The 21,654-nt window shown below is 29.1% G+C and carries 20 protein-coding genes and 1 pseudogene; 8 read left to right on the forward strand and 13 right to left on the reverse strand.

Going from position 1 to position 21,654, the window contains the following annotated elements; genetic code table 11:
* Positions 1-70: 70 nt before the first annotated feature.
* The 5 genes from mnmE (at position 71) to AC5SL3_RS06665 (ending at position 5,731) form a co-directional block, all read left to right on the forward strand.
* The gene (mnmE, locus tag AC5SL3_RS06645; protein WP_494578046.1) at positions 71-1,402 is read left to right on the forward strand and encodes a tRNA uridine-5-carboxymethylaminomethyl(34) synthesis GTPase MnmE; all 1,332 of its coding nucleotides are present in this window, start codon (positions 71-73) and stop codon (positions 1,400-1,402) included.
* A 165-nt stretch (positions 1,403-1,567) separates the two neighbouring features.
* Complete coding sequence (gene mnmG / locus AC5SL3_RS06650) at positions 1,568-3,439, forward strand: tRNA uridine-5-carboxymethylaminomethyl(34) synthesis enzyme MnmG (RefSeq protein ID WP_494578047.1); 1,872 nt, start codon at positions 1,568-1,570, stop codon at positions 3,437-3,439.
* A complete protein-coding gene (locus tag AC5SL3_RS06655) occupies positions 3,439-4,080 on the forward strand; it encodes a 16S rRNA (guanine(527)-N(7))-methyltransferase RsmG (RefSeq protein ID WP_494578049.1) in 642 nt (213 codons plus the stop codon). Before mnmG ends, AC5SL3_RS06655 begins: the two co-directional genes overlap by 1 nt.
* 8 nt (positions 4,081-4,088) lie before the next feature.
* Complete coding sequence (locus AC5SL3_RS06660) at positions 4,089-4,883, forward strand: ParA family protein (RefSeq protein ID WP_494578050.1); 795 nt, start codon at positions 4,089-4,091, stop codon at positions 4,881-4,883.
* Positions 4,883-5,731, forward strand: coding sequence for a ParB/RepB/Spo0J family partition protein (locus AC5SL3_RS06665; protein ID WP_494578052.1), 849 nt, complete (start codon positions 4,883-4,885; stop codon positions 5,729-5,731). The genes AC5SL3_RS06660 and AC5SL3_RS06665 overlap by 1 nt, the downstream gene beginning before the upstream one ends.
* Here the strand turns inward: AC5SL3_RS06665 and holA are convergent.
* From holA to AC5SL3_RS06685, 4 genes and pseudogenes are all read right to left on the reverse strand, one after another.
* The gene (gene holA, locus AC5SL3_RS06670; RefSeq protein ID WP_494578053.1) at positions 5,721-6,716 is read right to left on the reverse strand and encodes a DNA polymerase III subunit delta; all 996 of its coding nucleotides are present in this window, start codon (positions 6,714-6,716) and stop codon (positions 5,721-5,723) included. The genes AC5SL3_RS06665 and holA overlap by 11 nt on opposite strands.
* Before the next feature lie 3 nt (positions 6,717-6,719).
* The gene (locus AC5SL3_RS06675; RefSeq protein WP_494578054.1) at positions 6,720-7,172 is read right to left on the reverse strand and encodes a hypothetical protein; all 453 of its coding nucleotides are present in this window, start codon (positions 7,170-7,172) and stop codon (positions 6,720-6,722) included.
* A pseudogene (gene leuS / locus AC5SL3_RS06680) lies at positions 7,172-9,717 on the reverse strand (leucine--tRNA ligase). The gene AC5SL3_RS06675 and the pseudogene leuS overlap by 1 nt, the downstream one beginning before the upstream one ends.
* A gap of 45 nt (positions 9,718-9,762) precedes the next feature.
* Entirely contained in the window at positions 9,763-10,302 is a 540-nt protein-coding gene (locus AC5SL3_RS06685) for a DUF3576 domain-containing protein (RefSeq protein ID WP_494578056.1), read from the reverse strand.
* A 229-nt stretch (positions 10,303-10,531) separates the two neighbouring features.
* Here AC5SL3_RS06685 and AC5SL3_RS06690 point away from each other — a divergent pair, with 229 nt between their 5' ends.
* Positions 10,532-11,524 (forward strand): porin, encoded by a 993-nt coding sequence (locus tag AC5SL3_RS06690; RefSeq protein ID WP_494578058.1) that lies wholly within the window; start codon positions 10,532-10,534, stop codon positions 11,522-11,524.
* Positions 11,525-11,576: 52 nt separating this feature from the next.
* Here the strand turns inward: AC5SL3_RS06690 and AC5SL3_RS06695 are convergent, their stop codons facing one another.
* Both AC5SL3_RS06695 and AC5SL3_RS06700 read right to left on the reverse strand, forming a co-directional pair.
* Positions 11,577-13,151 carry a tetratricopeptide repeat-containing sulfotransferase family protein gene (locus AC5SL3_RS06695; protein WP_494578059.1) on the reverse strand — a complete coding sequence of 525 codons (1,575 nt, stop codon included), beginning with the start codon at positions 13,149-13,151 and terminating at the stop codon, positions 11,577-11,579.
* On the reverse strand, positions 13,148-13,696 hold the full coding sequence (locus AC5SL3_RS06700; RefSeq protein ID WP_494578061.1) for a thiamine phosphate synthase: 549 nt from the start codon (positions 13,694-13,696) through the stop codon (positions 13,148-13,150). The genes AC5SL3_RS06695 and AC5SL3_RS06700 overlap by 4 nt, the downstream gene beginning before the upstream one ends.
* On the opposite strand from AC5SL3_RS06700, the gene AC5SL3_RS06705 reads away from it, so the two are divergent.
* A complete protein-coding gene (locus AC5SL3_RS06705; protein WP_494578062.1) occupies positions 13,688-14,353 on the forward strand; it encodes a YggS family pyridoxal phosphate-dependent enzyme in 666 nt (221 codons plus the stop codon). The two genes, AC5SL3_RS06700 and AC5SL3_RS06705, sit on opposite strands and share 9 nt — an antisense overlap.
* Here the strand turns inward: AC5SL3_RS06705 and AC5SL3_RS06710 are convergent.
* Complete coding sequence (locus AC5SL3_RS06710; RefSeq protein ID WP_494578063.1) at positions 14,350-14,838, reverse strand: L,D-transpeptidase family protein; 489 nt, start codon at positions 14,836-14,838, stop codon at positions 14,350-14,352. The two genes, AC5SL3_RS06705 and AC5SL3_RS06710, sit on opposite strands and share 4 nt — an antisense overlap.
* A gap of 20 nt (positions 14,839-14,858) precedes the next feature.
* On the opposite strand from AC5SL3_RS06710, the gene AC5SL3_RS06715 reads away from it, so the two are divergent.
* Complete coding sequence (locus tag AC5SL3_RS06715; RefSeq protein WP_494578065.1) at positions 14,859-15,440, forward strand: helix-turn-helix domain-containing protein; 582 nt, start codon at positions 14,859-14,861, stop codon at positions 15,438-15,440.
* Positions 15,441-15,446: 6 nt separating this feature from the next.
* Here AC5SL3_RS06715 and AC5SL3_RS06720 read toward each other — a convergent pair whose 3' ends face one another.
* The 6 genes from AC5SL3_RS06720 to AC5SL3_RS06745 all read right to left on the reverse strand — a co-directional run bounded on the left by AC5SL3_RS06720 (position 15,447) and on the right by AC5SL3_RS06745 (position 21,648).
* Complete coding sequence (locus tag AC5SL3_RS06720; RefSeq protein WP_494578066.1) at positions 15,447-16,376, reverse strand: adenosine kinase; 930 nt, start codon at positions 16,374-16,376, stop codon at positions 15,447-15,449.
* Position 16,377: 1 nt separating this feature from the next.
* The gene (nth, locus tag AC5SL3_RS06725; RefSeq protein WP_494578068.1) at positions 16,378-17,031 is read right to left on the reverse strand and encodes an endonuclease III; all 654 of its coding nucleotides are present in this window, start codon (positions 17,029-17,031) and stop codon (positions 16,378-16,380) included.
* Positions 17,031-17,807, reverse strand: a complete 777-nt coding sequence (dapB, locus tag AC5SL3_RS06730; protein ID WP_494578069.1) for a 4-hydroxy-tetrahydrodipicolinate reductase — start codon at positions 17,805-17,807, stop codon at positions 17,031-17,033. Before dapB ends, nth begins: the two co-directional genes overlap by 1 nt.
* 36 nt (positions 17,808-17,843) lie before the next feature.
* Positions 17,844-18,974 (reverse strand): molecular chaperone DnaJ, encoded by a 1,131-nt coding sequence (gene dnaJ / locus AC5SL3_RS06735; protein WP_271499210.1) that lies wholly within the window; start codon positions 18,972-18,974, stop codon positions 17,844-17,846.
* 32 nt (positions 18,975-19,006) lie between these two features.
* Positions 19,007-20,950, reverse strand: a complete 1,944-nt coding sequence (gene dnaK / locus AC5SL3_RS06740; RefSeq protein ID WP_494578071.1) for a molecular chaperone DnaK — start codon at positions 20,948-20,950, stop codon at positions 19,007-19,009.
* A gap of 80 nt (positions 20,951-21,030) precedes the next feature.
* Complete coding sequence (locus AC5SL3_RS06745) at positions 21,031-21,648, reverse strand: nucleotide exchange factor GrpE (RefSeq protein ID WP_494578073.1); 618 nt, start codon at positions 21,646-21,648, stop codon at positions 21,031-21,033.
* Between the last annotated feature and the right edge of the window lie 6 nt (positions 21,649-21,654).

The following is a 21,654-nucleotide window of genomic DNA, read 5'->3' on the forward strand; positions in this document are numbered from 1 at the left end:
ATATTTTAAATTATAAAAATTATAATTAAGATTTTTACATAAATTCAAAATTAAAGTTATAATAGTTCATATGACAATTTATGCTTTATCAACCGGTCCAGGTATTTCAGGCATAGCCATAATTAGAGTTTCAGGCGAAGATACAAAAAAAATAATAAGGTTATTGACCAATGAGAGTTTACCAAAAGCAAGAGTGGCCACATTAAAAAAGATCAATAAAATTAACACTTCTGAACTTATAGATGAAGGTATAATATTATGGTTTCCTGGGCCTGAGAGCTACACAGGTGAGGATATGGCAGAATTCCATGTACATGGTAGTAAAGCTGTAATTGACGCTCTACACTCATCTATTTCTCAAATTGAAAATTGCCGTTTAGCAGAACCTGGTGAGTTCACAAAGCTTGCATTTCAAAATGGAAAAATAAATTTGCTTAAAGCTGAAAGTATAGCAGATTTAATTTCAGCAGAGACTGAAATTCAAAGGCAACAAGCGGTGAAAATAATGAATGGAAAATCTGCAGATAAATTTAATAGTTTAAGAGAAAAACTTTTAAAAATTTTATCTCACGTTGAAGCAAAAATAGATTTTCCAGATGAAGACCTGCCTGAAGATATTTTGAAAAATATTAAAAAAATTTCCAATGAAGTAATTTTAAATATAAAAAAAATTTTAGATGATCAGAAAGTTGGTGAAAGAATTAGAGAAGGCTTTAAGATTGCAATCGTAGGACCAACCAACGCTGGAAAGTCTAGTTTACTAAATCACCTTTCTAATCGAGATGTAGCAATCGTTTCAGAAATTGCTGGAACTACAAGAGATGTGATCGAGACGCATTTAAATATTGATGGTTATCCAGTTGTTGTTTCTGATACTGCAGGAATTAGAGACTCTAAAAATGAAATAGAAAAAAAAGGAATAAAGTTAGCACTTGATAAAGCAGAAAATGCAGACTTAAAGTTGATCGTTATAGACGCTAAAAACATTGATTTTAAAGGAGTTTTGAAGGAATTAATGGATGAAAATGCAATTCTTGTAGTTAATAAATCTGATCTTTTAAAAGAAGATTTAAATTTTGAAATAAAAAATTATGAACATGTTTTAATTTCAGTAAAAAACAATCTCAACGTAGAAGGTTTAATTTTAAAAATTAAAAATAAATTGAAAAATAAATTTATCACCAGTGAAGATATTTTAATTACCCGTGCAAGACACAGACAACATCTTGAACAAAGCTTAAATTATTTGAAAAACTTTGAAGAAAAAAATGAAGCAGAGGATTTTGATAAAGCTGCAGAAGATCTTCGTTTAGCCACACGACACTTAGGAATGATAGTTGGAAAAGTAGATGTTGAAGAGATATTAGGTAGTATTTTCAATGATTTTTGCATTGGCAAATAATCAACATTTAAGGGGTTTTTTAGCCTATTTTCTCTATTTTAGTTGATAGCTATAACTAATTCTTCAATTTTAATCATAAAAATGTAGTCTTAATTAACTTAAGAAATATTTATTAAAAAAATACTGTCTGCTTGTAAATATTTATATCAGTTATAAATTTAACTTATGAAAAATGATTTATCATTTGAGGTAGTAGTTATTGGAGGAGGACATGCTGGCTGTGAAGCTGCTGCAGCGTCTGCTCGTCTTGGTGTTAACACTGCCCTATTTACACACAAAATTGAGACCATAGGAGAGATGTCTTGTAACCCAGCGATAGGTGGTCTTGGTAAAGGTCACCTTGTTAGAGAGATAGATGCCCTAGACGGTGTGATGGGAGAGGTTGCTGATAAATCAGGTATACAATTTAGATTATTAAATAGAAGCAGAGGGCCAGCGGTTCAAGGACCTAGAACGCAATCAGACAGATCATTATACCGTAAATATATGCAAGAAAAATTACTAAACTACTGTAATTTAAGCATTTTTTCTGATCCCGTAATAAGATTTATTTTTAATAAAAATACTATAAGTGGTTTTGAAACAAAGTCAGGAAAAAAAATTTTATGTAACAAGCTAATCTTAACAACGGGCACATTTTTAAATGGTTTGATTCATATTGGTGATGAGAGAACACCAGCTGGAAGGTTTAATGAAAAGCCTTCAACAGGATTAAGTGAGCAACTTGAAAAGTATGATTTCAAAATAGGAAGACTTAAGACAGGAACACCACCAAGACTAGATGCCAGAACAATTAAGTATGACAATTTAGAAGAACAGTTTGCAGATGAGGATCCTTACTTTTTTTCTTTCTTAACTAAAAAAAATTTAAATAAGCAAGTTTCATGTCGGATGACTTATACGAATGAAAAAGTTCATAAGATAATCCAAAAAAATTTAAAAAGAAGCGCGATGTATTCAGGTAGCATACAGGGGGTTGGTCCACGATATTGTCCTTCAATAGAGGATAAGATAGTAAAGTTTGCAGATAAGGATCGTCATCAGATATATTTAGAGCCTGAGGGCCTAAATGACCACACAATATACCCTAATGGAATATCTACATCTTTACCTGAAGATGTTCAGCGAGAAATTTGTAATAATATCAATGGTTTAGAAAATGTTGAGATAATTAGACCAGGATATGCCATAGAATATGACTATATTGACCCCAGGGAGCTATTTTTAACTCTTGAAACTAAAAAAATTCAAAATTTATATCTTGCTGGACAAATAAATGGGACGACTGGTTATGAAGAAGCTGCAGCTCAAGGATTAATTGCTGGAATTAATGCTGCGTTATCATTTAAGAAAGAAGAACCATTTATTTTAGATAGATCAGATGCATACATTGGAGTTATGATAGATGATTTGGTAACAAAGGGTGTTGCAGAGCCTTACAGAATGTTCACTTCAAGAGCAGAATATAGATTAAGTCTCAGAGCAGATAATGCCGATCAAAGGTTAACAAATAAAGGAATTGAAATTGGATTAATATCAAAACAAAGAGAAGATATTTTTAAAGATAAAGAACATAAATTAGGGATAATATCCAAAATAATGTCTGAATCATCAATATCTCCAACAAAAATAAAAAATTTTGATATTAAAATTGCAAAAGATGGTATTATAAGGAAATCAAATGAAATATTAACTCAAAAAGGTGTTAATATGAAAAAAATAAGAGAAATTTGGCCTGAAATTCCTTATTTTGATAAAAAAATAGACGAGCAAATTGAAATAAATGCTCATTATAGAGGTTATCTTAAAAAACAAAAAGCAGATATATTAGCATTTAAAAGAGACGAAAACTTAGTTATACCTGAAAATGTTAATTATGATGATCTTTCTGGACTATCAAATGAGGTAAAAGCCAAATTTAAACAAATAAAACCAAAAACTATGGGACAAGCACTGAGAATTGATGGAATAACTCCTGCAGCTGTATATATTTTGTTGTCACATGTAAAAAGAAAGTCTATTAAGCTAATAGCTTAATGGAAGAAATTTTTAAAAAATATTCACTACTAAAATACCAAAATGTTCCACGTGAAACATTAATTGAGTTTGAGCTATTTATATCCATGCTACAGCTGGGAAATGATAAAATTAATATAATAAGTAAAGAAACTGCCAAAAATGAAGTTATTAGAGCTCGTCATATAATTGATTCAGCGCAAATTATTGAATTTGTTGATTTAAATAGTAATATTATAACAGATATAGGTTCAGGTGGAGGTATGCCAGGTATAATTATATCAATTATGATCAAAAATCGAAAAAATTTAGCCAAAGTTCATTTATATGAAAAAAGTCACCATAAAAGTTCTTTTTTAAGAAAAGTATCTAGAGATTTAAAATTAAATACTGAAGTTATGCAAGAAAATATTTTTGAGGCACAAAATTTAGACTCGGGTACAATAATGGCAAGAGCTTTTAAACCTTTGCCAATAATTTTAGATTTAGTTTATAAAAATTTTTGCAGTTATAAAAATTTAATTGTATTCATGGGAAAAAACGGAGAAAAAATTTTAGAAGAAACTTTAATGAATTGGGATTTTGATTTTGAAAAAAAAAAAAGTATTACGAGCGAAGATTCATTTTTATTAAATGTAAAAAACATTAAAAAAAAAAATTAAAAAACTAAATGCAAATTATTTCTGTCATAAATCAGAAGGGTGGGGTTGGAAAAACAACAACAGTAATTAATCTTGCAGCAGGTTTAGCCCAACAAGAGAAAAAAGTTTTAGTAATCGACCTTGATCCACAAGGAAACGCTACTACTGGACTGGGTCTATCTAATTTAGAAAGTTCAACTGAAACTATTTATGGAGTGTTGAATGGTTCGAAGGTGATTTCTGATGTTATTAAGAAAACGGAGTTCAAAAATTTAGATATCATTACTTCGAATGTTGATTTATCTGGGCTTGAGGTTGAGACAGCTGATGATAGCATGAGAGCCTTCATTTTAAAACGCGAATTAACCGCTTATTTAAATGATTCTAGAGCTACTTACGATTATGTACTTATAGACTGTCCACCGTCGTTAAGCTTGCTTACGGTTATGGCCCTAGTGTCTTCTCACTCACTATTAGTGCCGTTACAGACTGAATTTTTTGCTTTAGAGGGTTTAACGCAGCTAATGAAAACTATAGAACGGATAAAAGTTAATTTAAACCCTGAATTAAAAATTAGAGGCATACTTTTAACAATGTTTGATAAAAGAAATAAGCTATCCACACAAGTTGAAAAAGAAGCAAGAGACTATTTTAATGAAAAAGTTTATCTAACAGTGATTCCAAGAAATGTTAGACTGTCTGAGGCACCATCTCATGGCATGCCAGTTTTAATGTATGATAAATCTTGTCCCGGTAGTAAATCATATTTTAACTTTACAGATGAATTTATTAATCAAGAACAAAAAATAGGGAGCGCCGCATAATGGATGCAAATAAAATAAAAAAAGGCCTAGGTAGAGGTTTGTCATCTTTAATAGGTGAAACAAAAGCAGAAATAAATATCAATAAAGTTTCAATATCTGATCTCGTAAGTAATAAATTTCAGCCAAGAAAAACATTTGATGAGGAAAGTTTACAGGATTTAACTAACTCAATAAAAGAGAGGGGTATTATTCAGCCAATTATTGTCAGAAAGTCTAGTGAAGATAACTCAAAGTATGAGATAATTGCAGGTGAGAGAAGGTGGTTGTCAGCACAAAAAGCAGGGCTACACGAAGTTCCAGTGGTTATAACGAACGTAGACGATTTAAAATCTTTAGAATTTGCAATTATTGAAAATGTTCAAAGAAATGATTTAAATGCAATAGAAGAAGCACAAGGTTATCAGCGTCTTATTGAAGAGTTTTCATATGATCAAGGAAAAGTAGCGCAATTTATTGGAAAAAGTAGAAGCCATATTGCTAATTGCTTGAGATTACTTAACCTTCCACAAGCAGTTTTAAAGTTAATTCAAACGCAAAGATTATCAGCAGGACATGCAAAAATTTTAGTAGGTCTGGATAATGCAGAGTTTGTTGCAAATAAAATAATTGAAAAAAATCTCTCAGTTAGACAGTCAGAAAATTTTGTTAAAATATTTAAAACTAAAAAGCACTCTCTTAAAACATCTAAGGATATTAACCTACAAGTCTTGGAGAACTCAATTAGAGAAAAAATTGGTCTTAATGTTTTAATTAAAAATAAAAAAAATAATTCAGGATCTTTATTATTAGAATATAAAGATCTAGATCAGTTGAATAAAATAATTGAAATTATAAAATCTAATTATTAGTTTTTTTTGAATTATTAATTATAAAATCTGCCAATATATTTTTTGCAAGCGCTGAGTTTTTTTTAACTAAAAGTTCAATTTCATTAGTTTTATAAATTAACTGTTCTAATCCATCTTTTTTCCAAGATCTTATTTGTTGAATGACAAGAGGTTTGTCTTTCCAAAAAATTGGTGGTTTACAAGCAGAAATTGCTTGTTCAATATTATCTTTTTCATCAACTAATTCATAAATTTTAACTAGTCTTTTTAGTTTAGCTAATAATGTTCTAATAATTATGATATTATCTTCGTCTGAATAGTTGTTTTCACCTAAAATAGTGACTGTTTTCCTAGTATTTTTAGCTAACGAGTGATCTACGAGTTCTGAAGCACTATAATTGTCTGCAAGGTTAGTTAGCTTAATTATTTCTTCAATGTTTAAATTTTTTTTATTTAATGAAAAATTTTCAATTTTTTCTAATTCATTATTTAGATTTTTTCTGTCACCCCTGCTTCTTTCTATTAGGACATTAATTAATTGCTGAGATATTGGAATTTTTTTGTTTCTAAAAAAAAGACTAATAATTGAATTTAAAGTTTGGTTGTTATCTTCATAAAATGGGATACATACAATTGATTTTTGTTTTTCGAAGAGTTTTCGTAAAGTTGATTTTTTTTCTAGATTTTTTGAATTTAAAATAAATTGAATATCTTCAGTTTTCTTTTCTATTAACTCTTCAATGATTTCTCTAATTTTGTCTGATACTCTATTTATGATTATAAGCTTTTCGTTATCAAAAAATGACTTTGTAAAAATATTATTATAAAAATCATCTATATTGTCTAATATTTCTTTTTCCTCATACCTATGAATCTTATTTTGATATTTTTTTTCAAAAAAATTTTTGATTGTATCTTCTTTTAAACCCTCATTATCTCCATAAAAAAGATAAAAATTATAATTTTCTAATTTTAATTTATTTAGTTCAAATGATTTTAAAATCATCCCCTATGTCCTTAAATAAATAAAAATCTTTTTTGATATTTCATTAATTAAATTTATTTCAACATTTTTTTGGTATTGAGAAAGATCAAATTTACTTTGGGTATTATTATAAGTAAAACTTGAATTAAATTCTTTTTGCTTAATGATTGTGTCATCATCGGTAAGAGAAAAATTTACTATAATAGAGGATCTATAGACTGAGGGATTTCCAGTTTTGTCCTTTGAAATAACATCTATCTTTTTTGAGCTTTTTAATATTAAGGCGTATCCAGACGTTGAATTTTTATCCTCTTTGATTCCTAAAGAAGACACAATCATTTTATTTATTTTTTGATCTCCATTAAGAGTGATGACATTTATTTGTTGTTTTAAATCATTTTTTTTTAGATAAAGAGGCTCATAACCGCAACTCCAAAAAAAACAAAGTAACAATAATAAAGTAATTTTTTTTAACATTATTTTAAAATTAAGTTTATTAATTTATCCTTTATAAAGATAGTTTTAATAACAATTTTTTCTTCTATAAATCTTTGCAGTTCTTTTGTTTTTTTAATTTCTTCAATTAAATCTGACTCTTTAATATTTTTTTTCATTAAAATTAAACCTCTTTTTTTTCCATTAATTTGTATAACTATCTTGCATAGATTACTTTGAAGATATTTATCTTTAATTTCAGGCCATAAGTAATTTTTATTAGTGGTAATTTCTTCCAAACATTCGCTTGCAAGATGTGGTGTAATAGGAAGCATTATAGTTAGAATTTTTATATAGTTAACCATTAAGTTTTTATTAAACGACTTCCCCTCTAATATTTTATTAAAAAAAGTATAGATTTCATGTAAATTTGCGATGATAACATTATAGCTAAACTTATTTAAGCTAACGTTAATTTTATTTATTGTTTGATTAGTAAACTCTTCTATAGATTCACTAAAAGTTTGAACTTCTTTTTGCGACTGTTGAGAACTAAGAACTATTTTTTTATGTAATATCCAAAATTTTTGTATGAATTTGTATGATGCAATCATTCCTTGGTCTGACCATTGTACATCCTTTTCTGGTGGACTGTCAGATAGGATAAATAATCTAACTGCATCTGCCCCATAATCTTTAATCATTTGCTCTGGATCAATGGTATTTTTTTTGGATTTAGACATTGATTCTGAGGGACCAACTTTTATTTTTTCTGATATATTTATTTTACTAAAAAAATCTTTTCCATTTTCAGAAAAAACTTCATCTGGGCTTAACCATTTATTATTTTGATCTTTATACGTTTCATGGCAAACCATTCCTTGAGTAAATAAACCTTTAAATGGTTCTTTAACTTTAATTTTATCAATTTTATAATCTAGTGCTCTTGTAAAAAATCGTGAATATAAAAGATGCAATATAGCATGTTCGACTCCACCTATGTACTGATCAACAGGCATCCAATAATTAACTTCATCTATATCAAAACCTAAATCTTCATTTTTAGGTGAACAAAATCTTAAAAAATACCAGGAGGAATCTACAAACGTATCAAGCGTATCCGTCTCTAGTATACATTCCTCACCATCAATAATAATTTTCCTCCAATTTTCTTGGTGATCTAATGGATTGCCATTGGTATTAAGGTTTATGTTTTCAGGTAATTTAATTGGGAGTTTTTCTAAAGGAACTTTAATAATTTCATTATTTTTCTTGTAAGCAATTGGAATAGGGCAACCCCAATATCGCTGTCTAGAAACTCCCCAGTCTTTTAATCTAAAATTTATTTTTTTTTTCCTATTTTTCTCTCCTCTAATATTTTAATAGTTTCAATAATTGATTGTTCAGGAACTTTTAGGCCATCTAAAAATTTAGAGTTAAAGATAACCCCTGGCCCTGTATAAGCTTCTTTTGAAACTTTAAAATCATTTCCTTTATCATTAGGTTTAACTACAGAAATGACATCTAAATTATATTTTAAAGCAAAATCTAAATCTCTCTGGTCATGAGCGGGACAACCAAATACTGCACCAAATCCATAATCCATTAAAACAAAATTTGCAAAATAAACGGGAACTTTTTTATTATCATCAAGAGGGTTTATTGCAGTTAAATCAGTTTTAAATCCAATTTTTTCAGCTTGTGCGATAGACTCTTCCGTCGTACCTGTTTTTGAACAAGCGGCTTTAAAATTAATAAATTCTTCATTATTTTCATATAGTTTTGATATTGGATGATCAACTGATACAGCTAAAAATGAAAAACCAAATAAAGTATCTGGTCTAGTTGTAAAGCAGCTAATGCTTTTAACGTTTGGATTACCCTCAACTTTAAAATCTATTTCACAACCAAAAGATTTACCAATCCAATTCTTTTGCATAACTTTTACTTTATTAGGCCATTCATCGAGCTGATCGAGACCTTTAAGTAGATCGTCTGAAAATTTTGATATATTGAAAAACCATTGACTAAGCTTTTTCCTTTCAACCGGGGCACCCGATCTCCAGCCCTTTCCATCTATTACTTGTTCATTTGCAAGCACTGTTTGATCAACTGGGTCCCAGTTAACATAATTTTCTTTTCTGTAAACTAAACCTTTATCATAGAGCTCTAAGAAAAATCGTTGTTGATGTTTATAATAATCTGGGGAACAGGTAGATATTTCTCTATCCCAATCAATCGAAAGACCTAATTTCTTAAGCTGATTTTTCATTGCTAAAATATTTTTTTCAGTCCAATCTTTAGGATCTAAATTATTTTGACGGGCTGCATTCTCTGCTGGCATACCAAATGAGTCCCAACCCATTGGATGTAATACATTAAACCCCTGAAGAGCTTTGTATCGCGCTAGAACATCACCTATTGTATAATTTCTAACATGACCCATATGAATCTTTCCAGAAGGATAAGGAAACATTTCTAAGCAATAAAATTTTTTTTTATTAGGGTCTATTTTGGCCTTAAAGGATTTATTAAGATCCCAATAATCTTGCCATTTTTTTTCTGTAGTTTTAAAATTATATCTCATTTGTCAATCTTATCAGGGATTTTTTATGAGGATTGTAATATAAAATTAACCATCTTTTTTCTTAGCTACATTTTTTTTAATAGCTGCTGCTTTTTTAAGTATAGCAATTTTAATTTCTTGACTTGTACCAGTATCAGTTTTTAAAATTTTACAATTTTGACTTGTATCACAAATCTTTTTATAAACTTTAACAGATAGTCCATCTGGTCTTATTTCATTTGATAAAAATTGAACTGAAATTTTGACTGACTGATTTTGGGTCGTATCTTCAGAATACCAATCTGTAATTATAATTCCTCCACCATAATCAGCATTAACTAATGGAACAAAATCCAATACTTCCATAGTTGCTCGCCACATTTCATTTGATGAAGCAAAATCAAAACTGCCAGATTTTGGACCTCCGAATTTAAAAGTAGCACCACGCCCCTCTTCAATATTTTTTTTTACTTTATCTTTGACATTTATTGGATTCTTTCTTGCATCAGTTTTTTTAAAAGCTAAAGGACCACATGAAGCAATGAAGAAAAATAAAATAAAAAAGGTGAAAAATTTATTGAAATGACTTTTGTTGAGGATTTTCATGGTATAATTTAATGAAATAGCATAATTTTGCTAAAAATATACATAAGAATCTGTAAAATATAGAAATATCAGTCAATAATATCAGTAAAATCAATGAAAAATTGATATGTTGTATAAATATCACAAAATAAAAAAAATTAGGGAAAGAATTCAATTTAAAAGGAATTTTACAGCACACCCTGTAAATAAGCTTATTGATTAATCAATAAATAACAAACAAAGGAAAAATATGAATAACTTAAAAAAAATAGGTTTATCTGCATTAGCTGGATCGTTAGTAGCGATTTCTGCAAATGCTGCTGAAATATCTGTAAGCGGTTCAGTAGAACTAACTTACACAGACACAGGTGGAACTACTGGAAATGAAGTAACTGGTAACTCATTTGGTGCTAACAGTGGTTTAACTTTTACAGGATCTGGAGATGTTGGATTCGGTACTGTATCAATGACTAGAGCGATTAACGACACTAATACTGGTTGGGGATCTGCTTTCCAAACATTAGACATGGGTGACATGGGTACACTTTCATTCGATTCTACTGGTGGTGCTTTAGTTGGTGTTACAGCCAATGATGACTTACTACCAACAGCATATGAAGAATCATGGACTGGTGTTTCAGGTTCAGGTATCGCAGGTGTAGGTTCAACTAACGTAATTGGTTACTCAAATACGTTTGCTGGCGTTAGCATATCAGCTGGTTACACAAATGGTGAAGGTGCTACAGCAACTGGTGAAAGTGCTTCATCTGGTGCAGGTGCACACGGTTCAACAAGAGATGTCTATCTTTCTATGAGCCCAATCGATGGTCTAACTATTGGTGCAGGTCAAGCTGTTAATTCAGCAACTGACATAAGCACAACTTCAACTGATACAGTCAATACAGTAGCTCATGTTGTTTATACTATGGGTCCGGTATCAGCTGGTTACAGAATGGGTGAATCAGAAGATGGTACTGCAGGTGCTGCAAGCCACTCGATTACTGGTTGGTCTGTTGCGTTTAACGTAAATGACAACTTTGCTATATCTTACGGTGAGCAAGAAAATGAGCAAAACGCTATTGCTGCAACTGCAGCTGTAGCTGAGGATGTTACTGGTTTAAGCGCTGCTTACACAATGGGTGCTGCTTCAGTAAGATTTAATCACAGTGAATCATCAAACGATAACTTCGTTGCATCTGTTGATGATGAAACAACTGAAATTAGTTTAGCATTATCATTCTAATTTGAATTGCTAAGAATTATGAAACGGCCCCTATTTTTAGGGGCCGTTTTTTTTATGATGATAAAGAATCTAGTTTATCAAAAAAATCTATAAGAAAAGGTGCATAATTTGCATTAGAGGATATAGAAGTTTTATAAAGAGGCTTTCTTGCTTGAGCTACACTAACTGTCTTTATTGCTCTTTTTGACTTATAAAACTCTAAACATTGACTTTCCCACTTAATGCCACAAAACTCAATTAAGTTTTTTATTTCAATATCAGGATTAGTGATAATATTTTCGTAACTACAATTGTAAACGAAATTGGGAAGCTTCTTTTTCCAAAAATCCATTAAGTTTTTGTAGTTCTTATAATAATTTAAAATGTCGGTTGTGTTGTAGGTCCAATTTTGATTTTCATCGAAAATATTTTTATATAATGACAAACAATTATCCTTAGCTTCCCTTTCACAATGAACAATTTTAGCATTAGGAAAAAATATTTTTATAAAACCAATCCATCTAAAATTTAATGGAGCCTTGTCAGTTACAATTTGTTCTTGAGTTTTAAATTCATTCACTAGCGCTAAATAATCTTTAGATATTTTTTGGAATAAATCCATATTGCCGGAGCTAGCCAAATTGGGTAATTTAAATTTACCTTCAATATAAAAGCTTTTTCTCATTAGTTTTTCTAAAAAATCTAATTCTCCAGCACCATAAACCCTTGTATGTGAAGAAAGTATTTGTTCAATTAAGCTTGTGCCTGATCTAGGTAAGCCGACAATAAAAATGATTTGTTTCTCTTTGTTATTTTCTTCTTCAATTTTTTTAAAATTAAAATCTTTAAAAGTATTTAAAATATTTGTGAATAATTGATCGTCAATACCAGTGTTGTATTTATGTGTTTTATTTTTTAATTTATTGCCACTTTCAAGATAAAAAAAAGATTTTTTATAGTCTTTTAAATCTTCAAAAGCTTTTCCAAGAGCGAAATTTAAATTTATTTCGGACTCATCATTAAGATTAGGATCTTTAATTTTTTCTAACATATTTTTTAAATGAGGATTATTTTGATCGTATTTTATAAATCTGCTTATCATTCTATCAACAATATGCATATTAGGATCAATTCTTAAAACCTCTTCGAAGGCAGATTTAGCTTCACTAAAATTCCCTAAACTTTGATAGACTAAACCCAAATTATAATGAATGATTAATGAGTTATTATTTAATTTTAAACCTCTTTTATATAAAGCAATAGACTCATCAAATTGATTTAATTGAAATTTTAAACTTCCATAATTAACAATTGCATTAATATAATTTGAATTTTTATTTAAAATTTTTTCATATAAATTTTTAGCTTCTTCAAATCTTGAAAGATCTTTATAAACATTAGCTAAATTATTCATGCCAGCTAGATTATTTTCATCTAATTGAATAACATGTAAAAAAACTTTTACAGCAACATTTAAATCACCCATTTTATGATGTGATGAACCAAGTAAATTTAAAATAAATATATTTTTTGGTTGCTTTTTTAAAAGTAAATTAACTTGTTGTATTACAAAAGGATAGTTACCAGCATTGTAATGATTAAATAACTGTTCTACTTTTTTTTTGAATTTTTCAAAGTTTTGATTCATTTTTTTATACTTGTTTTAATATAAGAAATTGATGCAAATCCAAAGCAATTTAAAATTTTGATTCTATTAATATTATTTTTTCTAATTCCACCTAGTGCCACAACATCGCCAGGAAATAATTTAGAATGAATATTGAATTTAATGATATTTAAGAATTTATTTGTTTTTTCAACCTTAAAGAGGGGAGATAAAAAAATTATTTGTACACCCTGTTTTATCTTTTCATTAATTTCTTTTAAATTATGTGCAGAACCAAGAATTGGTATCCCTTTATTTTTTAATTTTTTGACTGATATATCTTTATTAAATGAAGGTATATAAGCTCCATCAAGTCGTAATTTAATTGTTAGATTTACATTATTAGCTAAAAAAAACTTTTTACCTATTTTCTTACAAAATTTTTTTATTTCAAAGATTTTTTTTTCATTATTTTTTTCTTTATAATTTCTGTAGATAATAATAATATTAGAGTCTATTTTAATTAAATGATCCCTATTAAAATCATCTATAAAATAAAATCCCTGTAAAGCATTTATATGAATCATAGTTTAATTAACTTAAATAAAATACAGCAAGAAATATATTTAAAAATAAGTGAAACAAAAAACACAATTAAGATACCCAAAATAATTGCTGTAAGCAAAACTTTTTCAATAGATAAAATATTACCTATCATTAATAGTGGTCATATTGATTTTGGAGAAAATAAAGTTCAAGAAGCAGTTAATAAATGGGAAACAATAAAAAATAATCAAAATCAAATCAGTCTTCACATGATCGGCAAGCTTCAAAAAAATAAAGTAAAATATGCTGTAAAATTGTTTGATTATATTCATTCATTGGACAATATAAAGTTGGCAGAAGCGATTGCTAATGAAGAAATTAAACAAAATAAAAAGACGAAAATATTTATTCAGATTAATATTGGTAATGAAAACCAAAAAAATGGAATAATTATTGATGAATTAAATAGTTTCTATGATTTTTGTATAAATAATTTAAAGCTTAATATAATAGGTTTTATGTGTATACCTCCAAGTGATAAAGATAGCTCGCATTATTTTAATGAAATGAAGATCATAACCAATACATTTAAAATGAAAGAGCTCAGCATGGGCATGTCAGGTGATTATCTAAAAGCATTAACATATGGGTCAACTTTTTTAAGAATAGGATCTAAAATTTTTGGAGAAAGAAATTAACCTATTTTAATTTTAGTATTTTTATCTATTAATTTTAATAATATTTCAAAATCTTTTTTTTTAAGAGCAACACATCCTGCTGTGGGTTTGTAATTCTTTGTTAAATGAATAAATACAGCACTTCCTTTGCCTGGTATTTTTTTTTCATTGTGACTAATAGTAATTAAATAATCATATGTATGATCTTTCCTATAAAATAATTCTTTTGATTTTTTATTTGATGTATGAATTTCTTCATTATATTTTTTGTGTGTAGGATCATCACACCAAGCCATATTTATTTTTATATTTTTTTTATAGATTTTGCACTTTGGAATACCAACACGATCTTTTCTAAAATATAATTTTCTTAATTTAAATAACCCTTTAGGAGTTGTGTAATCACCTTCTTTTTTGCTGTAATTTATGCCTTTTTTACCAACACAACACCTTAATTTAAAATCATCAATTATAAGAGTGTTTTTATTTGGTACATGAATTATCATAAGTAATATTAAATATAATTATGCAAAATGTTTTTATTATAAATTTTAATTCACTATATGAAATTTTAGATGAGATAAAAGAAAATTTATCTTTTAAAATTATAAAATTTGAGAATAAAGAATATTTTAAAAAGAAACTTGATCTAAATAAAATAGATTGTTTGATAATTTCAAAAACTGATCATAAATTATTACTAAATGATAATATAACTGATAAAAATTTTTTAGATTTAAATGATTTGCCCTTATCTTTAAAAAAATTATTAGAGGTAATCAATATTAAATTAATCAAATTAAAATTCAATCAACAGTCTAATGTTATTATTAAAGGCTATGAATTAAATTTAAATTCTAAATTTATTTCTAAAGGTATCTTGAGTTTAAAGTTAACAGAAAAAGAAATTGAAATTATTTTATATTTAAATAATACAAAAATTAAACACAATGTTGTAGATTTACAAAAAAATATATGGGGTTACTCAGCAGATATGGAAACCCATACTGTAGAAACACATATATATAGATTGCGAAAAAAAATAAGTGATTTATTTGACGATGAAAAATTTATATTAAGCCATAAAAATGGTTATTTTATTGACTAAAATAGCTTAATCTAGTCTAGCACCAACTTTTTGGATTATCTTTGAAGACATCTCAGTTCCTTTTTCGAGACATTCTTTTGTTGAAACATCATTAATTAGTCCATGAAGAAAACCAGCTGCAAAGAGGTCTCCTGCACCTGTTAAGTCTACAATTTTTAAATCAGGTTTACTTTGACACTCTGCAATTTCTTTATTTTTGATAGCAATGCTTCCTTTTTCACCACGCGTGACGATTAAAAGCTTTCCTAGTTGTTTTCCAAATTCAATAACATCTTCAAAGTTTTTAGCATCAATTAATGCTCTGATTTCTTGTTCATTTGCAAAAGTAATATCAAGTTTATTTTTAACTAAATCTAAAAAGTCACTTTTATGTCTCTCCACACAAAATTGATCTGATAAAGACATTGCTTTAGTATTAGAGAGTGACATCGCCTTATTGAAGGCAGTCTTCGGTTCTCCCTCATCCCATAAATATCCTTCTAAAAATATCATTTCACTTTCTTTTACAGCTTTTTCATTAATATCATTTTGGTTAATTTTTCCTGCAATTCCTAAAAACGTAACCATAGTTCTTTCTGCATCAGGCGTGATCAAGATTAAACAAGTCCCAGTTGGTGAAACTTCCTCTTTTTTATTATAAAAATATTGAACTTTTTCTTTAGTCAGACCTTCTTCGTATTTTTTTCCCAATTCATCAGCATTAATCTTACCTACAAACCCAACATCATTTCCCAATTGAGACAGGCCAACAATAGAATTTGCAACAGATCCACCAGAAACTGTTTCTTCAATTTTAAGAGTTGATAAAAGTTTTTTAAACTCACTTTCATCAACTAATTTCATTGTGCTTTTTGTTAATTGATTATTTACCAGATATTGATCGTCAACTTTGCAAATAACATCCACAATTGCATTACCAATTCCTATTATTTTCATATTAAACTTTTTTTATTTTAACTGGATTTTTTCGATTAGGATAACAAGTCGTACAAATTTTACAAGTCAAACCATAACATTCCCTGGCTTTACAAAATTCCCTTCCATAATAAATTATTTGTAAGTGTAATTTACTCCATGTTTTTTCTGGAAATATTCTTTTTAAATCTTTTTCAGTTTGAATCACATTTTTGCCATTCGTTAAACCCCATCTTTGAGCTAATCGATGTATGTGAGTATCAACGGCAAAAGCTGGAATTCCAAAACCTTGAGACATAACCACACTTGCAGTTTTATGACCTACACCAGGCAGTTTTTCGAGCTCTTCAAAGCTTTTAGGTACTTTACCTCCATGTTTTTCTATAAGCTGTTTAGACATTAAATAGATGCTTTTTGCTTTAACTCGAAAGAGACCAATACTTTTAATTAATTTTTCTATTCGTTTTTTGCCTAATTTTACAAAATGCTCTGGTCTATTATATTTTGGATATATATTTCTAGTTACATTGTTAACATTTAGATCAGTACATTGTGCTGATAAAAGAACTGACATTAAGAGGGTAAAGTTACTAGTATGATCTAGTGGAATAGGGGTTGTTGGATAAAGTTTATTTAAAATTTTTAGTATTTTTTTAGCTTTTTCTTTTTCATCCATTATTTAAAGTTCAATAAATCTCTCATTGAATAAAGTCCTGGTTTTTTGTTAATCAACCATTTTGCAGCAGTTAGAGCCCCATCTGAATAAAGCGCTCTATCAAAAGCCTCATGATTTAATTTTATTATTTCTTTCCCACTAGAAAATGTAACTTCATGTTCACCAATAATTTCACCTTTTCTAATTGAATTAAAATTAATTTTTTTTCCATATGGAAAAGATTTTTTATTAAAAAATTTTTTACCCATTAAGTTATAAAGATTTTTATTTTTCCCATCTGCAATTCCTTTTCCCAGCATTAAAGCTGTTCCTGATGGGTAATCTTTTTTGTGTTTGTGATGAACTTCAAAAACTTTGCTTAAATATTCATCATTTAATGATTTTGAGGCAATTTCAGTTAAATACATTAATAAATTAACACCAAGGCTCATATTACCAGCTTTTAATATGGGGATTTTTTTAGACAATTTTTTAATTAGAACTTCTTCTTTTTGGGTAAATCCAGTTGTTCCAATTACTACTCTTTTTTTTAACTTAGATGCAATTTTTAAAATATCTAAAGTACAGTTTGGAACTGTAAAATCTATTATTACATCAGTCTTTTTAAAAGCTTCTTCAGTATTTACATCAATTTTGATACCAGCAATTTTTTTACTGATGGCTTTATTTTCGGTAAGAGAAACTAATCTAAAGTTTTTATTTTTTTTTGATGACTTAATAAGTTGTTGACCCATTCTCCCTAGACAACCAGAAATAGCTAAATTAATTTTTTTCATCTAGGAAAATATTAACCTTTTTTACTTAATTAGTCTTTAGTTTTTCCAAAAACTCTTAGCTTTTTGAAAGAATTGTTTGATACTTGGATTGGACTTTTCGTTTTCAATTTCTCTAAATTTTTCAAGTAACGCTTTTTGTTCTTTATTTAAAGAAATAGGAACTTCAGTATTTACTTGGACATAAAGGTCTCCATTTCCACTACCTCTCATATAGGGCATGCCTTTACCCTTTAATCTAAATTGTTTTCCATTTTGAGTTCCATCAGGTATTTTAATTTTAGCTTTTCCACCATCAATTGTTGGTATCTCTATTGTGGTTCCTAATGCTGCATCAGCAATGGATATTGGAAATTCAAAAAATAGGTTTTCATCAGATCTTTTAAATAAATCATGTGAATGTACATTTACAAAAAGATAAAGATCACCGCTTGCCCCACCTTTGGATCCTGCTTCACCTTTGCCAGCCAATCTAATTCTAGTTCCATCATCAACACCTTTGGGTATTGTTACTGATATTTTTTTTGAAGCCTGTTTGTTGCCTTGACCATTACAATCTGTGCATGGGTTTGTTATTTCTTCACCAGAGCCTGCACATTGAGGACAAGTTTGTTGAACAGTAAAAAAACCTTGGTTAGATCTTACTTTACCATTTCCACCACAAACGGTACATCTGTCTGGAGAATGACCAGGTTTAGAGCCATTACCCCTACAAGTATTACATTTTTCTGTAGTTGAGAATTTTATATCTTGTTTTTTACCCTCATATGCTTCTTCAAGGGTAATAGATAAATCATATCGAAGATCAGAACCTCTATTATTGGTTTTTCTTCTTCCCCTTGATTGTCCACCACCAAAATCTCCAAAAAAATCTTCAAATATATCTGAAAAATCAGCTCCACCAAAACCACCACCAAAGCCTCCTCCTTGTCTACCTCCACCACCCTCAAAGGCAGCGTGGCCAAAGTTATCATAGTTTTGTTTTTTTTCTTTATCTGAAAGGATACCGTAAGCTTCACCAGCTTCTTTAAATTTATCTTCTGAGGCTTTATCACCTGGGTTTTTATCTGGGTGATATTTTACAGCTAATTTACGATAAGCGGATTTTAATTCTTCAGGGCTTGCACTTTTGCTAACCCCTAAGACGTCATAAAAATCTCTTTTAGCCATAAGTTACTTTAAGATGATAGTTGCTGTAAGTCTTAGGCGCTTTTTTCTTTATCTTCTTCTTTGCCTTCTTTGCTTTCTTCCTTAACTTCTTCAAAGTCAGCATCAACTACATTATCGTCTTTTTTTCCTTCATCATTTTTATCACCTTCTTTTGGTGAGCCTTCTTTTTTTTCTTGAGATTTATAAATTGCTTCACCTAATTTCATAGAGGCTTGAACTAAAGTTTCAGTTTTCTTTTTAATTTCTTCGGTATCAGTTCCTTTAATAGTTTCTTTTAAGTCAGTTGAGGCATCTTCAATTGCTTTTTTATCAGCATCAGAAACTTTGGCCCCATGCTCTTTTAGATTTTTTTCAGTAGAGTGTAAAAGAGTGTCTGCTTGATTTCTAACATCAACAGATTCTCTTTTCTTTTTGTCCTCTTCTTTATTTGCTTCAGCATCTTTTACCATTTTTTCAATCTCTTCATCACTTAAGCCACCAGAGGCCTGGATTTGGATTTTTTGTTCTTTTCCAGTTCCTTTATCTTTAGCAGAAACACTCACAATTCCATTTGCATCAATATCAAAAGTTACTTCTATTTGAGGCACTCCTCTTGGAGCAGGTGCAATTCCAACTAGCTCAAAATTTCCTAACATTTTGTTGTCAGATGCCATTTCTCTTTCACCTTGAAGCACTCTGATTGATACAGCAGGTTGGTTGTCATCAGCTGTTGAAAATACTTGGCTTTTTTTTGTTGGTATTGTTGTATTTTTTTCAATTAATTTTGTTGAAACTCCACCTAATGTTTCAATTCCAAGCGATAAAGGTGTTACATCTAAAAGAAGGACATCTTTAACGTCTCCTTGAAGAACACCAGCTTGGATTGCAGCACCCATTGCAACAACTTCATCAGGGTTTACACTTTTATTGGGTTCTTTACCAAAAAAGCTCTTAACTTCAGATAGAACTTTAGGCATTCTTGTCATTCCACCAACCATTACAATTTCATCAATTTCACTTGCAGTAAGCCCTGCATCTTTAAGAGCGGTTTTACATGGTGGTAATGTTCTTGAGATTAAATCTTCAACCAAAGCTTCTAATTTTGCTCTAGTCATTTTTAGATTGATATGTTTTGGACCAGTTTTATCAGCTGTTATAAAGGGTAAATTAACATCTGTTTGCTCTGCAGAAGATAATTCAATTTTTGCTTTTTCAGCAGCCTCTTTTAATCTTTGAAGAGCCAATTTATCTGATCTTAAATCAATTCCAGAATCTTTTTTAAATTCACCAATTAAATAATCAACGATTGTATTGTCAAAGTCTTCACCACCTAAAAATGTATCTCCATTTGTAGATTTAACTTCAAATACACCATCACCCAACTCAAGGATAGAAACATCAAAAGTTCCACCACCTAAGTCATAAACAGCTATTTTTTTATTTTGTTTTTTATCTAAACCGTAAGCAAGAGAAGCGGCTGTTGGTTCGTTAATAATTCTTAAAACTTCAAGGCCAGCAATTTTACCAGCATCTTTTGTTGCCTGTCTTTGAGCATCATTAAAATATGCAGGAACCGTAATTACAGCTTTCGTTACTTCTTGGCCTAAATATTTTTCAGCTGTTTCTTTCATCTTTTGAAGAATAAAAGCTGAAATTTGAGAAGGTGAATATTTTTCCCCTTTAGCCTCAATCCAAGCATCTCCTTTTTCTGAATTCACAATTTTAAAAGGCGCAGCTGCAATATCTTTTTTTACAGTAGGGTCTTCAAAGCTTCTTCCGATTAATCTTTTTACGGCAAAAATAGTATTTTCAGGGTTAGTAACAGCTTGTCTTTTTGCAGGTTGACCTACGAGTTTTTCCCCATCCTCAGTAAAAGCTACAACTGAAGGAGTTGTTCTTGCACCCTCAGCATTTTCTAAAACCTTAGGCTGACTACCTTCCATGATAGACACGCATGAATTTGTTGTTCCTAAATCTATTCCTATAATTTTGCTCATAATTTAATTCCTTTCCTTCATATAAGTGTTAATTTTCAATCTACAAGTTCTTACAATCATAATTAATTGTCTGAATTTTCTTAATTTTCCTCGCTTTTTTGATCATCTGGAGTTTTAGTTTTTTTTGAAACTCCAACTAATGCTGGCCTTAAAAGTCTATCTTTCATCATAAAACCTTTTTGAATTTCTTGAACTATTGTTCCAGGTTCTTTTTGATCATCATCAATTTCCATCATAGCTTGGTGTTGATTGGGATCCAATTTTTTACCAATAGAAACAACAGGTGTAATTCCATTTTTTGAAAAAATTGATACCATATCTTTACTAATAATTTCAAAATGCTCTAAAGTTTTTTTTAAAGCTTCGGTATCTTTTAATACTTCATCACTTTCTAAAATTTGTTTTGATCTCTCAAGATTATCAATTAAATTTAAAGCTTCTTTTGCAAAAGAAAATCCACCATAATCAAAAGCATCATCTTTTTCTTTTTCAAATCTTCTTCTTTGATTTTCCATTTCAGCAAAAGTTCTAGTAAGCTTATCTTCTAACTCCTTAATTTTTTCTTCAGGTGTAATCTCTTTTGCCTCTTCTGTTTTATCAGTTGAAATTTCTTGTTCTACTTGTTTTTGCTCATCAGCTTCATTCTCTTTAATTTCTTCATTTTGGTTTTCAGAATTAATGTTTTGATCTTTTTCCATGACAAC

It is taken from the genome of Candidatus Pelagibacter sp. PS_34 (assembly GCF_059417845.1).

Bases quoted from the DNA above. Each gene is read 5' to 3' on its own strand.
- mnmE (WP_494578046.1), top strand. From the start codon at position 71: ATGACAATTTATGCTTTATCAACCGGTCCAGGTATTTCAGGCATAGCC.
- mnmG (WP_494578047.1), top strand. From the start codon at position 1,568: ATGAAAAATGATTTATCATTTGAGGTAGTAGTTATTGGAGGAGGACAT.
- AC5SL3_RS06655 (WP_494578049.1), top strand. From the start codon at position 3,439: ATGGAAGAAATTTTTAAAAAATATTCACTACTAAAATACCAAAATGTT.
- AC5SL3_RS06660 (WP_494578050.1), top strand. From the start codon at position 4,089: ATGCAAATTATTTCTGTCATAAATCAGAAGGGTGGGGTTGGAAAAACA.
- AC5SL3_RS06665 (WP_494578052.1), top strand. From the start codon at position 4,883: ATGGATGCAAATAAAATAAAAAAAGGCCTAGGTAGAGGTTTGTCATCT.
- holA (WP_494578053.1), bottom strand. From the start codon at position 6,716: ATGATTTTAAAATCATTTGAACTAAATAAATTAAAATTAGAAAATTAT.
- AC5SL3_RS06675 (WP_494578054.1), bottom strand. From the start codon at position 7,172: ATGTTAAAAAAAATTACTTTATTATTGTTACTTTGTTTTTTTTGGAGT.
- AC5SL3_RS06685 (WP_494578056.1), bottom strand. From the start codon at position 10,302: ATGAAAATCCTCAACAAAAGTCATTTCAATAAATTTTTCACCTTTTTT.
- AC5SL3_RS06690 (WP_494578058.1), top strand. From the start codon at position 10,532: ATGAATAACTTAAAAAAAATAGGTTTATCTGCATTAGCTGGATCGTTA.
- AC5SL3_RS06695 (WP_494578059.1), bottom strand. From the start codon at position 13,151: ATGAATCAAAACTTTGAAAAATTCAAAAAAAAAGTAGAACAGTTATTT.
- AC5SL3_RS06705 (WP_494578062.1), top strand. From the start codon at position 13,688: ATGAATCATAGTTTAATTAACTTAAATAAAATACAGCAAGAAATATAT.
- AC5SL3_RS06700 (WP_494578061.1), bottom strand. From the start codon at position 13,696: ATGATTCATATAAATGCTTTACAGGGATTTTATTTTATAGATGATTTT.
- AC5SL3_RS06710 (WP_494578063.1), bottom strand. From the start codon at position 14,838: ATGATAATTCATGTACCAAATAAAAACACTCTTATAATTGATGATTTT.
- AC5SL3_RS06715 (WP_494578065.1), top strand. From the start codon at position 14,859: ATGCAAAATGTTTTTATTATAAATTTTAATTCACTATATGAAATTTTA.
- AC5SL3_RS06720 (WP_494578066.1), bottom strand. From the start codon at position 16,376: ATGAAAATAATAGGAATTGGTAATGCAATTGTGGATGTTATTTGCAAA.
- nth (WP_494578068.1), bottom strand. From the start codon at position 17,031: ATGGATGAAAAAGAAAAAGCTAAAAAAATACTAAAAATTTTAAATAAA.
- dapB (WP_494578069.1), bottom strand. From the start codon at position 17,807: ATGAAAAAAATTAATTTAGCTATTTCTGGTTGTCTAGGGAGAATGGGT.
- dnaJ (WP_271499210.1), bottom strand. From the start codon at position 18,974: ATGGCTAAAAGAGATTTTTATGACGTCTTAGGGGTTAGCAAAAGTGCA.
- dnaK (WP_494578071.1), bottom strand. From the start codon at position 20,950: ATGAGCAAAATTATAGGAATAGATTTAGGAACAACAAATTCATGCGTG.
- AC5SL3_RS06745 (WP_494578073.1), bottom strand. From the start codon at position 21,648: ATGGAAAAAGATCAAAACATTAATTCTGAAAACCAAAATGAAGAAATT.